The organism is Luteibacter sp. 329MFSha (genome assembly GCF_900111665.1).
In the GTDB taxonomy this organism is placed as follows: Bacteria; Pseudomonadota; Gammaproteobacteria; order Xanthomonadales; family Rhodanobacteraceae; genus Luteibacter.
Genome location: NZ_FOJE01000001.1, coordinates 1,234,537 through 1,250,208, shown reverse-complemented (window position 1 = coordinate 1,250,208; position 15,672 = coordinate 1,234,537). Strand labels below are relative to the sequence as shown.

General features: G+C 67.5%; 10 protein-coding genes and 1 pseudogene. 8 read left to right on the top strand and 3 right to left on the bottom strand.

The features are described from left to right. Positions 1–52 precede the first annotated feature (52 nt). From BMW54_RS18470 to BMW54_RS05500, 5 genes and pseudogenes are all read left to right on the top strand, one after another. Positions 53–436 (top strand): hypothetical protein, encoded by a 384-nt coding sequence (locus BMW54_RS18470; RefSeq protein ID WP_139206045.1) that lies wholly within the window; start codon positions 53–55, stop codon positions 434–436. Positions 437–623: 187 nt separating this feature from the next. After that, positions 624–3,427, top strand: a pseudogene (locus tag BMW54_RS05515) (TonB-dependent receptor). Continuing rightward, positions 3,427–4,794 carry an APC family permease gene (locus tag BMW54_RS05510; protein ID WP_090053614.1) on the top strand — a complete coding sequence of 456 codons (1,368 nt, stop codon included), beginning with the start codon at positions 3,427–3,429 and terminating at the stop codon, positions 4,792–4,794. The pseudogene BMW54_RS05515 and the gene BMW54_RS05510 overlap by 1 nt, the downstream one beginning before the upstream one ends. After that, positions 4,773–5,720: a carbohydrate kinase family protein gene (locus tag BMW54_RS05505; protein ID WP_254779089.1), complete on the top strand. Its 948-nt coding sequence runs from the start codon at positions 4,773–4,775 to the stop codon at positions 5,718–5,720. The genes BMW54_RS05510 and BMW54_RS05505 overlap by 22 nt, the downstream gene beginning before the upstream one ends. After that, complete coding sequence (locus tag BMW54_RS05500; protein ID WP_090053611.1) at positions 5,698–7,104, top strand: family 4 glycosyl hydrolase; 1,407 nt, start codon at positions 5,698–5,700, stop codon at positions 7,102–7,104. Before BMW54_RS05505 ends, BMW54_RS05500 begins: the two co-directional genes overlap by 23 nt. Before the next feature lie 47 nt (positions 7,105–7,151). Here the strand turns inward: BMW54_RS05500 and BMW54_RS05495 are convergent, their stop codons facing one another. Together BMW54_RS05495 and BMW54_RS05490 are read right to left on the bottom strand one after the other, a co-directional pair. Continuing rightward, complete coding sequence (locus tag BMW54_RS05495; RefSeq protein WP_254779244.1) at positions 7,152–7,967, bottom strand: alpha/beta fold hydrolase; 816 nt, start codon at positions 7,965–7,967, stop codon at positions 7,152–7,154. Between the two features lie 285 nt (positions 7,968–8,252). Continuing rightward, entirely contained in the window at positions 8,253–8,621 is a 369-nt protein-coding gene (locus tag BMW54_RS05490; protein WP_090053609.1) for a TraR/DksA family transcriptional regulator, read from the bottom strand. A 146-nt stretch (positions 8,622–8,767) separates the two neighbouring features. On the opposite strand from BMW54_RS05490, the gene BMW54_RS05485 reads away from it, so the two are divergent. The 3 genes from BMW54_RS05485 (at position 8,768) to BMW54_RS05475 (ending at position 11,515) form a co-directional block, all read left to right on the top strand. Beyond that, the gene (locus BMW54_RS05485) at positions 8,768–9,217 is read left to right on the top strand and encodes a nuclear transport factor 2 family protein (RefSeq protein WP_090053608.1); all 450 of its coding nucleotides are present in this window, start codon (positions 8,768–8,770) and stop codon (positions 9,215–9,217) included. Between the two features lie 91 nt (positions 9,218–9,308). Beyond that, positions 9,309–10,805, top strand: a complete 1,497-nt coding sequence (locus BMW54_RS05480; protein ID WP_139206044.1) for a hypothetical protein — start codon at positions 9,309–9,311, stop codon at positions 10,803–10,805. 80 nt (positions 10,806–10,885) lie between these two features. Further along, a complete protein-coding gene (locus tag BMW54_RS05475) occupies positions 10,886–11,515 on the top strand; it encodes a hypothetical protein (protein ID WP_090053604.1) in 630 nt (209 codons plus the stop codon). Here BMW54_RS05475 and BMW54_RS05470 read toward each other — a convergent pair. Continuing rightward, on the bottom strand, positions 11,512–15,657 hold the full coding sequence (locus tag BMW54_RS05470; protein ID WP_090053603.1) for a CheR family methyltransferase: 4,146 nt from the start codon (positions 15,655–15,657) through the stop codon (positions 11,512–11,514). The genes BMW54_RS05475 and BMW54_RS05470 overlap by 4 nt on opposite strands. Positions 15,658–15,672 lie beyond the last annotated feature (15 nt).

The following is a 15,672-nucleotide window of genomic DNA, read 5'->3' as shown; positions in this document are numbered from 1 at the left end:
CCCTGCGTTCGTAAGAGATCGCGACCCACCCCTGACGTCGCGGTGGCGCAGGATGGGTGAGCGGACCGCGCATGTCATCTGGCGACGCAGCATCGTGGCCACGCCGGGGCGCCCTCGCTGGCATGACGCGATGCAGCACCCGATGGCCTATGCAAATCTGGCCGTTGACGCATTTTTTACCGTGCGCTATACCTTCCTCCATCGCGCATGCATGGGGCATGCGCGAGCACGCGCAGCTCGCGAAGTGAATGACGGGACAGCCTCGATGCGTCGCCTCAATTCCAATCAAGCGAACTCCCGCTGCGTCCTCGCGGAACGCTCGTTTCCGCTTGTCCGGGCCGATGGCCAGCCGATCCTCGCACGCGCGAAACTCAGCGCGCTGCGTTCGCGCGGCAAGTGCGTCGCCGGCTACTCGCCCCCGATCCTCGCGCACTGATCCAATCCGGCTGATCGGCACGTTCGACGCGTCCTGACGTCATGCCTTCGTGCGCCCGCATGCCTGCGCGCGCCGGGCATCGCGTGACCGTACGCGCACGCGAACCCGCTGGTCGCAGCCAGTGACGCGTCGCGTGGCGAGGGGCCGCGCGATCGGTTTCTCGTACGCTTTTTTTGGGGTGGGGTGCATCGTGCGTAACATTCATCGTCCGAACAGGAAATCGCTCGTGGTGGCGCTCTGCGCCGTTCTTGGTTCCGTCGCCCTGCCGGTCTGGGCGCAACAGGCGCAACCGGCAGCGTCGGGCACCGCGCAGGACAACGACAAGGGCGCGCCGGCTAAGCCGGAGAAAGCCGTGCAGATGAAGGCGCTCAGCGTGGTGGCGAACCGCTACGACGCGACGAACATGCGCATGGATTCGGTCAACACCGTCGAGGTGCTCTCGGCCAGCGACCTGCAGCGCACCGCCGTGCACAACGTCGCGGAAGCGCTCGGTCTCATGTCCGGCGTCAACGTGACGACCACCGGCACGGGCTATTTCGGCGGTATCGACGGCGCGGCACGCGGCGAAGGCATGTTCGCGTCGGTGCGCGGTCTGCCGTCCGAGTACAACGTGAACCTGATCAACGGTTCGAACATCGCCCAGGGCATGCCGTACAGCCGCAGCGTGCAGCTGAGCCTGCTGCCGCCCTCGGGCCTGCAGACCATCGTGCTCAACAAGACCGCCATGGCCGACATGGACGGGGACGCGATCGGCGGCACGATCGACTTCCGTACGCCGAGCGCCTTCGACTTCAAGAAGGATTTCAGCGGTAGCGTCACGGCCAGCGGCCGCTCCGAGAGCCGCGCGCGCGATTACGGTGGCAGCGGGCTCGGTGGCGGCCTCGCCGGCGAGCTGCAGGGCAAGTTCGGCGCCGAGAAGCAGTCGGCGTCTATGTCAGCGGCTATTACGACTACCGCAACATCACCAACAGCGAGATCGGCGCCGCCGAGAGCGCGTCGAACGACGGCTCCTGGGCCTTCCTGCACGCGACGGCGGAAGGCGACAACGCACCGGGATACGATCCGGCGCGCAACCTGACGAGCCTCGGCACGAACGTCGGCATCGCCGCCGGCTTCGAGCGCCGTTACGGCGGGAACATCTCGTTCGACTGGAACGTCGATCCCACGTTGAAGGCCTACGCGAAGATGACCTACGCGTATGCGCTCACCGAGCAGAACACGACGTACAACCAGCTGCTGCCGTCCGACGTGACCTACGTGCCGACCGCGACGCCGGGCGTCTACACGCCGAACATCGGCCGCATCGCGAACCGCTTCTGGTTCGAGACCAACCCCGAGCGGGCCGACCTGGCCACGTTTCAGTTCGGGGCCGACAAGACGGCCGGTGGCTGGACGATTTCTCCGAACGTGTTCTGGAGCTTCGGTCGCAACGACCGCCCCGAGCACGTCGAGATCGACGGTCGCGAGGACAAGTACTCGCAGGACAACTTCGCCTACGACCGCAGCTCGCTGCTTCGCTATGGCAGCAGCCACTTCCCGTATCCCGTGCTTACGCCGGGCCTGCTGAATTCCGTGAACAACGTCCAGGCGATGTGGGCCAACGATTACGGCGAGGTCACGCGCATCCGGTCCGGCCAGAAGCGCGGTGGCGCGAAGCTGGACCTGCGCTACGACTTCGAGGATGGCCCCGTGTCGTCGGTGAAGTTCGGCGTGAAGTACAGCGACAGTTCGCGCAAGTTCACCAACCGCGACTGGTCCACGGGCGGCATCAACGATGGCGTGACCACGCTCGACGACCTCGGCATCTTCAAGGGCTACTACTCGTCGATCTTCCCGGACAAGTTCCACTGGCGGACGCCGGACGTGAGTCGCGCGGCGGTCGCGGCCCTGATCGACCAGCACGTGCTGCCTTCCGATCTGGATACCTGCGGATCGCTCGATTTCAACAACTACAACTGCGATACGATGCGGGGCACCGAGGCGGTCAGCGCGGCGTACGCCATGGCGACGATCAACGAAGGTCCCGTCGAGATCATCCCGGGCGTGCGCTTCGAGCACACGTCGATCCACAACACGTTCTGGACTACGCCCACGGACGACGCCGGCAACGAACTGCCCGGCTATTTCTCCAACAACCGGACGATCTACAACGAGCCCCTCGGCAGCCTGTTCATCAACTACCGGCCTAGCGGCAACGTGGTCTATCGCGCGTCGATCTATCAGAGCTATACCCGGCCGGCTTTCGTGCAGCTGGGCGGCGGATCGCAGATCAACACGTCGGACGGCGTGACGACCATCACGCGCGGCAACCCGAACCTGAGCCCGATCAAGTCCACCAACGTGGACCTCGCGGCGGAGTGGACGACGGAGCGGGGCGGCTACGTGTCGTTGTCCGGGTACTACAAGAAGCTTCGCGACTACATCTACGACAGCGGCGGCGGCCAGGCCAATCCGAACACCACGGGCGAAGGAACGATCCTGACCAAGACGCCGACCAACGGCGGGGACGGCAAGGTCTACGGCCTCGAGGCGACCTGGCGGCAGAAGTTCCAGGACCTGCCGGCACCTTTCGACGGCCTGGGCTTCAGCGTCAACGCGACGCGGCAGAACTCGAAGGTCGACCTCGGCCGCGAGGGCTTCGGCAACGAGCGCCTGCAGGCGGCGCCGCAGCGCATGGCGAACGCGGAGCTGTTCTACGAGAAGAACGGGTTCTCGCTCAACCTGAGTTACCACTACACCGGTTCCTACCTCTCCACGTACGACTTCCTCAACCAGAACGATCCATGGGACGACCTGTGGATCCGGCCGATCCGCCGTGTGGACCTGCACGCGGGTTACCAATTCACCAACGGTTTCCAGGTCGACCTGCAGGTCAGCAACCTGACGAAGCAGTACTCGTACTGGTCGCACATCGGCAAGAACAGCCTGGTCAATTCCGACATCGTCGATGCCGGCATGACCACGCTGGTCACCGTGAAGTACGCGTTCTGATGCGAGCGGCAGCGTCCGAAGGCACGGCGGCCCGCGAAGGGCTGCCGCCCCGCGCGATCGGCCTGTGGGGTGGGCTGTCGGCCAACGTGCTGAACATGATCGGCATCGGTCCGTTCGTCACCATCCCGCTGGCGCTCTCCGCGCTGGCGGGGCCGGGCGTGCTGCTCGGCTGGATCGCCGGCGCGCTGCTGTGCCTTTGCGACGGGCTGGTCTGGGCGGAGCTCGGCTCCACCATCCCGGAATCCGGGGGGCCGTACCACTACCTGCGCGAGGCGTACGGGAGGGAGGGCGCCGGGCGGCTGTTCGGCTTCCTCTACCTGTGGCAGACGCTGCTCACGGCCCCGCTGTCGATCGCATCGGCGGCCGTGGGCTTCGCGCAGTACGCGGGATTCCTCATGCCTTCCCTCGGTGACGCGGGAAGGGTGCTGATGGCCGCGGGCCTCTGCCTGTTCAACACGGCCGTGCTCTATCGCCGCATCGGTCACATCCAGAAGCTGTCCATGCTGGTGAGCGCGGTGGTCGTCGCCGCCTGCGCGTGGATCGTCGTCACCGGCATCGCCCATTTCGACATGACGGTCGCGCGACGCTTTCTCGATGCGCGGCCCGACGCGGGGCAGGGCTTCTGGCTGGGTCTGGGCGCGGTCGCGCTGATCGCCGTCTACGACTACGGCGGTTACAACAACGTCTGCATGCTCGGCGGCGAAGTCCGCGAGCCGAGACGGACGATCCCCCGGGCGGTGCTGCTGTCGATTCCGCTCGTGGCGTTGCTCTACCTCGGACTCAACCTGAGCATCCTCGGCGTGTTGCCGTGGGAGCAGGCGGCGGGTTCGAAGGCCGTCGTCGCGGACTTCATGCAGGCGATCCACGGCCGGTCCGGCGGCATGCTGGCCGTCGCGCTCATCCTTCTCGCGAGCTGGGGTTCGGCGCTGGTGGTGCTGCTGGGCTACTCGCGCGTGCCGTTCGCCGCGGCGCGGGATGGCCAGTTCTTCCGGGTGTTCGGGCGGTTGCATCCGCGCGGCGGCTTCCCGACCGTATCGCTCGTGTTCGTCGGCATCACCTCGGCGCTCGCCTGTTTTCTCTCGCTGGAGCGGCTCATCGCGACGCTGATGGTCGTGCAGATCCTGTTCCAGTACATCGCCCAGTGTTTCGCGGTGGTCGCGCTGCGGCGTCGCCGCACCGCGCCGGAAGCCTTTCGCATGCCGCTGTACCCCTTGCCGATCGTGGTCAGCGTCGTCGGCTGGCTGTACCTGGTGGCGACGGCGGGATGGCCCTCGTTCGTCGTCGCGCTGCTCGCCGTGGTCGTCGGTAGCCTCATCTTCCTCGTCCAGTCACGGAGGACCCGCACGTGGCCATTTCAGTCGACATGAAGCCCTGGGACGTCGCCGTCGTCGGGGAGATCTACGCGGACCACGTGTTCAGCGGTTTCCCCTCGTGGCCAAAGCCCGGCGAGGAGGCCTTCGCGGAACGCTACGTGCGCGAACTGGGCGGCGGCAGCGTGAACACGGCCTGCGGCCTGTCGCGTCTCGGTCGACGGGTGCGCCTCGTCGGCCTGATCGGCGACGCCGATTTCGACTGGTTCGAGGGACGTCTCGGCGAGTACGGCGTGCGCATGGGCGGCATCCGGCTCGGGGCCGACGGAACGGGCACGACGTTCAGCGTCTCGATGCCCGACGACCGCTCCTTCTTCACCTATCACGGCGCGAACCGCGGCCTCGCCGAGCTGCTGGAAGTCCCCGCGGTGATCGCCGACCTCTGTGCCGCGCGTCACGTGCACTTCGCGATGCCGCTCGCGCGCGAGCTCGCGACCGCCATCCTGCCGCAGCTGCGCCATGCGGGCTGCACGACGTCGATCGACGTCGGTTTCAGCCCGGCATGGCTGCGCGACAGCGCCAACCATGCCACGTGCCGCGAGGTCGACTTCTTCCTGCCCAACGCGACGGAAGCCGCGCTCGTCGCCGGCGGCGCGGGCGTGGACGCCTATGCCGCCTGGGCCCAGGCCGTGGACCTTCCCCGCGCGGTGCTCAAGCTCGGCGCGGACGGCGCGTGGTGGACCGATGGCAGCATGTCGCAATCCGTGCGCGCGCCGCGTGTCGACGCGGTCGACACCACGGGTGCCGGCGACGCGTTCAACGCGGGTCTCATCGACGCCTGGCTCGACGGCGAATCCCCCGGCCGCTGCGTGCAGCAGGCCTGCGTCTGCGGCGCGCTGTGCACCACCGCGGCCGGTGCGCTGCAGGCTCTACCCCATCCCCCGCAATTGAGGACACTTCGTGACCGTACGTACGGATCGTAAGATCGCATTGGTAGGAGGCGGCGGCGTGCGCTCGCCGCTGGTGGTGTTCGGCGTCAACGACGCCGCGGAAGCGCTCGGCGCATCCGAGATGGTGCTTTACGACCCCGACCCGGCGCGCCTGGCGATCATGGTGGATCTCGGCCGCGCCATCGTGTCGCGTTTCGGCGGCGGCCTACGCCTGCGTGGCGCCGCATCCCTCGAAGACTGCATCGAGGGCGCCGACTTCGTGCTCAACAGCATCCGCATCGGGGGCATCGCTGGGCGCGCCGCCGACGAACGCACGGCGATCGAACACGGTTACCCGGGGCAAGAAACCACCGGCCCGGCGGGTGTCGCCATGGCGCTGCGCACGGTGCCCGTCGCCATCGAGCAGGCGCGGCTCGTCGAGCGTCTCAGCCCGGAGGCCTGGCTCGTCAACTTCACCAACCCCGCGGGCCTGGTCACCCAGGCGGTGTCGGACCACAGCAAGGCGCGGATCGCCGGCATCTGCGACACGCCGACCGAGCTCTTCCACAACATCGCGCGCGCGCTCGGCGAGCCGGCGCACGAGGTGGAGTGCGACTACGTCGGCCTGAACCACCTGGGGTGGGTGCGCGGCGTGCGCGTGCGCGGCGAAGACGTGTTCGACCGTCTGCTCGCCAGCGAGGAACGGCTGCGCCAGCTCTACCTCGCTCCCTTGTTCGACGTGGACATGATCCGCACGCTCCGGCTCATTCCCACCGAGTATCTGTTCTTCTATTACGAGCGCCGCCGCGCGCTGTTCAACCAGCGCAAGCAGGGTGGCAGCCGTGGCGCGGAGATCCAGCGCCTCAACGACGAGCTGCTCGCCACGTTGCGGTCGCGACTCGACGCCGGTGACGGCGACAGCGCCGTGGACGCGTACGCGGCATACCTCAACCAGCGCTCGGGGTCGTACATGAAGCTGGAGGCGGAGGGGGGATCGGCGTTCGACCAGGGTGTGAGCCTGCAGGGCGACCCGTTTCGCGTGGCGACCGGCTATCACCGCATCGCGATCGACGTGATGAGCGCGCTGACCGGTGCGAAGCCCGCACGCATCGTGGTCAACACCCGCAACGGCGGGGCGTTGCCGGATCTGCCGGACGACGACATCGTGGAGATCGCGTCGGACGTATCGCGCGATGCGATCGTGCCGCGCCCGATCGCGCCGCTGCCGGATGCGGTGAGCGGGCTCGTGCGTTCCGTGAAGGCGTATGAGCGCGCGGCTATCGCCTCGGTGCTCGATGGCGACCGGCTCGGTGCCCGCAAGGCGATGCTGATCCATCCGGCCATCGGGCAGTGGACCCCGACCGGCGACCTGCTCGACGCGATGCTGGGTCATGTGAACGAGGACGGCGAGTGCCTGTGCTCGGGGCCGGTGGCGTAACCCCCGGCGAAAAGGAAGCCGGGCGGCGAGGCCGCCCGGCTCCTCTTTTACTTCTTGATGAACGCGAGCAGGTCCTTGTTGAGCTCGTCCGCGTGCGTGGTCAGCATGCCGTGCGGGTAGCCGTCGTACAGCTTCAGCGTGCCGTTCTTCAGCAGCTTCACCGACTTCTCGGCGGCGTCCTTGTACGGGACGATCTGGTCGTCGGTGCCGTGCATGACGAGGGTCGGCACGGTGATCGCCTTGAGGTCCTCGGTGAAATCGGTTTCCGAGAACGCCTTGATGCAGTCGTAGTGGGCCTTGGCGCCACCGATCATGCCCTGGCGCCACCAGTTGTCCACGGTGCCTTCGATCGTCTTCACACCGGCGCGGTTGAAGTTGTAGAAGGGGATCGGCACTTCGCGGTAGAACTGCGCGCGGTTCTCGGCGAGCTGCTTGCGCAGGCCGTCGAACACCGAGATGTCGAGGCCTTCCGGATTCGCCGGGGTCTTGACCATGATCGGCGGCACGGCGCTGACCAGCACGGCCTTGGCTACGCGACCCTTGCCATGACGGGCGACATAACGCGCCACTTCGCCACCGCCGGTCGAATGGCCGATATGCACCGCGTCCTTCAGGCCGAGGTGCGTGACCAGCTCGTCCACGTCGGACGCGTAGGTGTCCATCTCGTTACCGGTGGCCGTCTGCGTCGAACGGCCGTGGCCGCGACGGTCGTGGGCGATGACGCGGAAACCCTGCGACAGGAAGAACAGCATCTGCGCATCCCAGTCGTCCGCGCTGAGCGGCCAGCCGTGATGGAAGACGATGGGCTGACCGGTGCCCCAGTCCTTGTAGTACATCTGCGTCCCGTCTTTGAGCGTAAGCATCGAGCTTTCCTTCTTTTTCGAGGAGGTGGAGGAAGGTGCCGCTTCGGCCGGGGTGGCGGCCGCCATGGCGCCGGCGCCTACGAGAGTGGCGGTGGCGACGGCGCCCGCGCTCACGACGAAGTTGCGGCGCCCGGCATCGGGGGCGGTGTTATGGGAATCGGTCACGGGTATCTCCTTGGGTGGCCCGCGCCCTTTTTACGTAATGCACACGCGGCCGGATAGGACGGTCGTGCCGCGTTTTGATCGACACGATGGTTCCGGGTCGCGGCGCCGGTCGAGGGGGCCTCAATGCAGGCGCCGGGATGCTTCGTCGACCGTGACGTTCGTCTCGGGCACGGCCTGCAGGCGTTCGCGGGGGATGGGATCGCCGCTCAGGTCGGAGAGGCCGTAGGTGCCGTCCTCGATCTTCTCGAGCGCGCGGTCCACGGCGGCGAGCCGGGCCTCGTCATGCGCGAGCAAGGCCTCGTCGTTCTCCTGTTGGGCGAAGCGTTCGCCATCGTCCCCGGCGTCCTGCGGCTCGCCACCGGCGGCCGACTGCAGCAGCTGCTCGTCGGCACCCGCCGCGTCGCCGGACGCGATCAGCTGTCGGCGAAGCGCGAGGAGACGCTGCTTCTGGCCATGGATGAAGGCATCGTCGAGATGATTGGCGGGCATGCGGCGTCTCCGGTAAGCGCGTGGGAAGGCCGCTGGTGTACCAGAGGCGGCGTGAAGGGGCTTGTCGATTCGTCCTCCGGGCAAGGCACCAGGGTCGCTCCCTCCGGTTAGGATGGGCTCCCGACATGGGAGTGAGGGGAGTGCGTATGACCATCCGAATCGTGATCGTGGCGGCGCTCGCCGTGCTCGCGGCCGCCTCCGCGCAGGCGGCCGCGCCGCCGGAGGAGCAAGCCGTGCTCGCACCGGTCCATGCGATGTTCGCGGGTATGGCGAAGTACGACCAGGCGGCCATGCTGGCGACCGTGCAGCCCGAAGGCAGCGTGGCGCTGCTGCGGGACGGCGTTGTGAAGCGCATGACCCTGGGCGAGTTCGTCAGCCACGTGAAGCCGGGCAAGGGGCGCATCGAGGAACGCATCCACGATCCGCTGGTGCGCGTCGATGGCGACCTGGCCATGGTCTGGGCGCCGTACGAGTTCCTTGTCGACGGCAAGGTGCACCACTGCGGCTCGGACCTGATCCACCTCGTGCGCACGAACGGCAGGTGGCTGATCGCGGGCGTGGCCGACAACAGCCGGACGGATTGCGCGGCGAAATAGCGATTCGCTCGCCTCCATCCGCGGGGTGGCGCCATTCAAGAGACCGCGACGGCCGCCGATAACCCGTGCACGGAAATCGCAAGGAGATCGCATGATAGGGAACATATCGACGGGCATGCTCGCGCGGCCGATCGCGCAGACGATGGAACGCGGCTCCGTGAGCCCTGTGGCGATGCCATCGGTCGCCGCACCGCCCTCCGTGGTAGTGACCCTGAGCGGGGCGGGCGCGCCCCCCGTGTCGCCGGTCTACGCCAGGCCGGCGATGCCGGTATGGCAGACGTCGTCCGACGACGCCGTCACGCTACGCATGGCGCGTCAGTACGACGCGAGCACGGACGGAGCGCGGTTCGCGGGACTCGGCGCCGCGCTGGTCGGGCAGTTCGCCGCCGAGGGCGTGGACTTCGCCCAGGCCGTGTCGACTCGCGGCGCGCAGGGCAGCGACGGAACCGCGTTCAGCCTCTCCGTGACGACCGCGAGCGGCAAAACGGTGACCTTCGCGCTTACCGGGAGCGACGGTGAACTTCAGGTACGGGCTCGCGGAAGCGCGACGCTCGACGACGCGGAACGCGCGGCGGTGGCGAAGCTCGCCGATGGCTTCCAGGCCGCGATCGACGGTCTGGCCGGCTCCCCGCCGAAGCTCGATCTCGCGGCGCTCGCCGCGTTCGACAAACATGCGTTCGCCTCGGTGGACGTCACGGCCAGCGTGGTGTCGGCCAACCGTGCGCCGATGACACTCGCGTTCCACGCCGATACCGGCGGACGAACCCTGAAGCTCACCTCGGCCGAGGGCGTCGTCGATATCGGGGTCGACGCGTCGTCGGGGGCCATCCTCGGCACGGCGTCGCAGCGAGATCGCGCGATGGCCAATGTCCTGGGCGAGGTCGACAAGGCGACGGCGCGGGGGCACGGCGATCGGTTCCTCGCGGCGATGTTCAAGGACGCCTTCCGTCAGCTGCACGCCGCCGACGACGTCCCATCCGGCACGACGCGACCGATGGCCGCCTCGCTCTCGAAGGCGGAGCACGCGATGCTGAGCGGCCTGGCGGACTACCATGCCAGCATCGTCCAGACCGCCGTGGCGTCGAACCCTTACCGGGCGGACGAGAAAGACGCCTTTTCGTACGACACCTCGCAAGCCACTCGCATCGGCGAGGGCGGCATGCGCAACCGCGAACTGTCGCAGCGCCGCGACACGCATCTGCTCGCCAGTTTCCATTCGCCGCTGACGGTGGGTGGCACGCTGTCCCTGACCGACGATCCGCTGTCGCAGAACTATCTCTACACCCAGATCGACGACCGGGCCAGCAGCCTCGCGGAAATCGGCTATCGCGACGGCAAACTCGTCAAGGCGTCGCTCACGCTGAGCGCCAGTCAGTCGACCCACCAGATGAAGTACGTTTTCGGCAGGCTTGTCGACGAGACCACGACCCCCGCGTCGCGCACGAGCACGCAGGACTTTCTCGAACTGCTCGCCGACGCGGACGAGCTGTCGCCGTCGACGACGCGCCGTCGCGAGGCGGAGCGCGAGCGGGTCTACGCGTCGGTCAACCAGCGGATCCGCCTGGAGTCGGACCCTTCCTCCGTCTGATCGACCTTGCCTTCGTGCGGGCGTGCCATTCACGTCGCTGGCGTTAACTTCCCGATGATGCCGAGCCTCCGGAGAAGCCAATGACGTCCAGAGTGCCCACGCCCGCAGGCGACGCCGCGTTCCGCCGCGACGTCGCGCACGCCTTGAGCACGCCGCTGGGTAGCCTGCTCCTGAAGATCGAGCTGGCCGACCACCACTTGCGCCTCGGCCGGATCGAGCCGGCGCGCAAGGAGGTTGCCGAGCTCCTGCGCGATGTCGAGGCCTTCGGGCGCGAGTTTCATGCGGCGTTCGCTGCGATCGCCGACGTGGCGGAGGGCGGCGAAGGGCAAGGGGATCCTCGACCTTGCCTCGACGCGGCGATGGACGATCTGGGCGACGAGGCGCCGCGCCTCGAATGGCAGGGTGAGTCGCACCGCGTGACACTCCCCACCGCCGCGCTGACGGCGTTGATGCGACGGCTCGTGTGGATCGCGATCGCGTCGGGAGCCACCGAATCCCGCGTGGTCGCCGAGCGCGAGGGCGACACCCTTCGTCTGACATTGCCTGGCGTGTTCGCCCGGTCCGGCACGGCGCCCCGTTCCGTGGACGGCTCCCTCCGACTGCATCTGGCCGTCGCGCGCGAACTCGCGGCCCGGTTCGGGGGCTGGCTGGACGAAGCCGGCGATGCGCCGCTCCGGCTCGTCCTGCCCCTCGCGCGCGCCACCGGCTAGTTCGCGCCGCTTCGATTCCGTTCGAGCCGCGCGAGCAGTAGCAGAAGCGTGCTCATGGACACCGGCTTGCCAAGATGCGCGTCGAAGCCGGCCTGCAGCGCCTGGCGCTCGTCCTGTGGACGGCCAAAGCCGGTCAGCGCCACGGCGGTCACGTCACGGGAGGCGGCGTCCGCGCGCACGGCGCGGATGAGGGCGAAACCGTCCATGTCGGGCATGCCGATGTCCGACAGCAGCGTGTCGTACTCGCCGGTCCTGAGCAGCTCGAGCGCTTCGGGCGCCGAGTGCACGGCGGCGACCGAGGCACCCTCCAGTTCCAGGAGCTCCGCGAACGGTTCCAGCAGTTCGTCGGAATCGTCGACCATCACGATCCGGCGGCCGACCAGGGCGCCTTCCGCGGCGGACGTGTCGCCGACCTCGCCGGTTGGCGCATCGGAGAGACGACGCGGGATCGTGACGACGAAGGTAGCGCCTTTCCCCGGCCCATCCGAGTGCGCGGTCACGAGGCCGCCATGTAGCTCGACCAGCTCCCGCACGAGCGCAAGGCCGATGCCGAGCCCGCCCGAGGTGCGATTGCGGCGATGGCCACCCTGTTCGAACATCTCGAAGGCACGCGCCGCCACCTCCGGCGTCATGCCGACACCGTCGTCCTCGACGCGCAGGATCGCCTCGTCGTCGTCCAGTTCGACGGTCACCTCGATATGGCCGTTGTCCTTGGAGAACTTGTAAGCGTTGCTGAGCAGGTTCCAGATCACCTGCTCGACGCGCACCGCATCGGCCATGATGACCAGGTCGTCCTTCGGCAGATTGAGCGTGAGCTGTATGCCGCGGCGCATGAGATCCCGTCCGAGGCCGTCGGCCACACGGAGAATGCAGTCGCTGACGTTGACCGGCGCGATGCTGAGCGCAAGCTTGCCCGTGTTGAGGCGCGAGAGGTCGAGCAGATCGTCGATGATCTGCGCCTGGCCCTCGACGGTATGCCGGATGGCGTCCGATGCCCGGCGGAGCAGGGGATCGTCCTTCGCCGCCGCGGCGCGCGCGATCAGCTCGGCGTTCATCACGATCAGGTTGAGAGGGTGCTTGAGTTCGTGCGACATCACGGCGAGGAATTCGTCCTTGAGCTCCACCGCGGTCTGTGCCTGCCGACGCGACGCCTTCTCCACCGACAGCATTTCCTCCCGCTCGCGTTCTCGCTCCTTCTCCAGCGTGACGTCGCGCGCGATCTTCGCATAGCCGTGGAATCCCCCCTGGTAGAGCGGCGTGGTGATGCCGCTGCAGAAGATGCGTTCGCCGTTGCTGCGCAGGTGCCAGCGATCGTCGGTGGCGCGGCCGGTGCGGCGTGCCTGTTGCAGTTCCGCTTCGAACACGCCGCTGGCGCGATCTTCCGGCGTGAAGATCAGGTCGCCGCGGCGGCCGATGACGTCGGCCGCGGAGTAGCCGAAGATGCGCGCGGCGCCGTTGCTCCAGGACGTGATGTTGCCATCGGGGTCCGTGGTGATGAAGGCGTAATCCAGGGCGCTGTCGGCGATAAGGCGCATCCGCTCGTCGCTGCTGCGCGCGGATTCCTCCGCGGCGCGGCGTCGCGTGATGTCGATGAAGGTCAGGACCGCGCCCTCGATGCGATCCTCGGCGGTGCGATAGGGCAGGATGCGCGCGATGTACCAGCGCTGGTCCCTGCCGCACACCTCGCGTTCGATCGTCCGGAGCGACTGGAACGCCTCCGCCGCGTCGTGGGCGAGCTCCGGATAATCGAGGCTGTGGTTCAGGTCGAGCAGCGAACGCCCGACGTCGGCGCTGATCAGCCGGAACACGTCGGCGGCGCGCGGCGTGAAGCGCTTGATGCACATGTCGCGATCGACGAACACGGTGGCGATGTCGGTCGAGGCGACGAGATTGTGGAGATCGTCGTTGACCTTGGCGGTTTCCTCGACCTTCAGCTTCAGCTCGTGGTTGACGGTGATGAGCTCCTCGTTGATCGACTGCAGCTCTTCCTTGCTCGTCTCCAGCTCTTCCGTCGCCGAGCGAAGCTCCTCGTTGATCGACTGCAGTTCCTCGTTCGACGCCTTGAGCTCCTCGCTTGAGCTTTCCGATTCCTCGATCGTGATCTGCAGTTGTTCCTTGGCACGCCCGAGCTCGTCTTCCAGCTGGAGCAGCATCGGCGTCTGCGCGCTCCCCTCCGCGTCGTTGTCGGCGCGCTCGCGCCCCGGACCCTCGTGGAACGTGACGATCTGGTAACCGGCCTCGGTCTCCTGGTCGCGGATGGGTCCGACCTCGATCGTGACCGTGACGGACGCGTCGCCAAGGGACAACGAGACACCCCTCGACCGGACCACGCGGTTCTCCTGCGTCGCCTGGAACAACGACGTACGCAGTTCCAGGCGCAGTTCGGGACGGATCAGCGAGGTGAGCTGGTACGACGGGGCACCTGCGATCATCCTCAGAAATCGGCTCGCTCCTTCGCTCATGTGCGCGATTTGTCCCTCGCGGTCGACGAGGATGCTGGGCGGCGCATGATCCTGGATGGCGCGGCGGTGGATGTCGGCCAGCGAATTCGCGCGGCGGTCCTGCGCCGTGGCGACCGCGACGGTGGTGCCGGCGACCGACTGCGCCGGCACCTCGCGCGTGGGTGCCTGCAGACGGAGGCCCGTTTGCACGGTGCTTGCCGCACGGTAGATCCGGTTCTTCTTGTCCACGGGGACGAAGTATTTCGAGGCCATGTCCGCGGACTCGGAACTGCCGAGGAACAGGTAGCCGCCGGGACGCAGCGCGAAATGGAACATCTCGAGCACGTGCGCCTGCACGTCGCGGTTGAGATAGATCAGCAGGTTGCGGCAGCAGATCAGGTCGAGCTTCGAGAAGGGAGGGTCCTGCAGCACGTTGTGCCGCGCGAAGAGCACCTTCTCGCGCAGATGCTTCGGCACGCGGTAGAAGTTGTCGTTGCGCGTCAGGAACTTCGATACCCGGCCCGGCGCGATGTCCGTGGCCACCGCCGCCGGATAGGCTCCCTGGCGCGCGTACGCGATGGCATCCTCGTCGATGTCGGTGGCGAACACCTGCACGAGCGTGCTCGGCGGTGCCGCTTCGGTAAGGAGCATCGCGATCGAATACGCTTCCTCGCCCGTGGCGCAGCCGGCGCTCCATGCGCGGATGCGATCGTCCTCGGCGAGCCCCTCGATGAGGTGCGGGAGGACCTCCCGTTCGAGCGCTTCGAATGCCTCCCTGTCGCGGAAGAAGTTCGTGACGCTGATGAGCATGTCCTTGAGCAGGGCCGGCCGTTCCGCCGGATGGTCATGCAGGAAATCGCGGTACGCCTCCAGCGTGTGCAGCCCGTTCACCTGCAGGCGGCGCTCGATGCGCCGCAGCACGGTCGCGCGCTTGTACGAGCGGAAGTCGTGGCCGGTCTTGGCCCGCAGGATCAGCATGATGTCGCGGAACGCGTCCTCGTCCACGACGAGTGTCGAGGGCGCGGCCGGCTCCCGGTCTTCCTGCTCCTCGTTCTTCACCGGCAGGGCGATGCGAGTCGTGTCCTTGCCCAGCCTGAGCACGCGGTCCGGCAGATCCCCCAGGGGAAGCACGAAATCGACCGCGCCCGTCGAAATGGCGGCGCGGGGCATCTGATCGTATTCGGCGTCATCGGGCGCCTGCACCAGGGTGACGCCACCTCGCTCGCGGATGCGTGCGATGCCGACCGATCCGTCCGCTCCCGTGCCGGTCAGCACGATGGCGATGGCCCGCTCGCGGTGCACCTCGGCGAGGGTCCGGAAGAAGTAGTCGATGGCGACGTGCTTGCCCTGTTCCTTCCTGAGGTCCACGAGGCGCAGGTAACCGTCGTTCATCGACAGCCCCTTGCGCGGCGAGATGATGTAGACCTCGTTCTTCCGCAGTGGCACGGGTTCGTTCACCTGCGTCACCCGCATGGCCGTCGCCCGCTGGAGGATCTGGTCGGCGATGCTGTCGTGCTTGGGCGAGAGGTGCATGACGATGACGAAAGCCAAGCCCGGATCGGAGGGCATCGATTCGAAGAACCGTGTCAGCGCGGCGAGTCCGCCGGCCGACGTGCCGATCCCGACCACCGGAAAATCGAGGTGGCTGACCCGGATGTTCGGATCGGCCTCGGGATCGATGGGCGGCACGGAGGAAGACATCGGGACAACCTTAGG

What these genes read in the sequence shown, in the direction of transcription:
- BMW54_RS18470 (WP_139206045.1), top strand. Translation starts at nt 53, where the DNA reads ATGGGTGAGCGGACCGCGCATGTCATCTGGCGACGCAGCATCGTGGCC.
- BMW54_RS05510 (WP_090053614.1), top strand. Translation starts at nt 3,427, where the DNA reads ATGCGAGCGGCAGCGTCCGAAGGCACGGCGGCCCGCGAAGGGCTGCCG.
- BMW54_RS05495 (WP_254779244.1), bottom strand. Translation starts at nt 7,967, where the DNA reads ATGCTTACGCTCAAAGACGGGACGCAGATGTACTACAAGGACTGGGGC.
- BMW54_RS05490 (WP_090053609.1), bottom strand. Translation starts at nt 8,621, where the DNA reads ATGCCCGCCAATCATCTCGACGATGCCTTCATCCATGGCCAGAAGCAG.
- BMW54_RS05485 (WP_090053608.1), top strand. Translation starts at nt 8,768, where the DNA reads ATGACCATCCGAATCGTGATCGTGGCGGCGCTCGCCGTGCTCGCGGCC.
- BMW54_RS05480 (WP_139206044.1), top strand. Translation starts at nt 9,309, where the DNA reads ATGATAGGGAACATATCGACGGGCATGCTCGCGCGGCCGATCGCGCAG.
- BMW54_RS05475 (WP_090053604.1), top strand. Translation starts at nt 10,886, where the DNA reads ATGACGTCCAGAGTGCCCACGCCCGCAGGCGACGCCGCGTTCCGCCGC.
- BMW54_RS05470 (WP_090053603.1), bottom strand. Translation starts at nt 15,657, where the DNA reads ATGTCTTCCTCCGTGCCGCCCATCGATCCCGAGGCCGATCCGAACATC.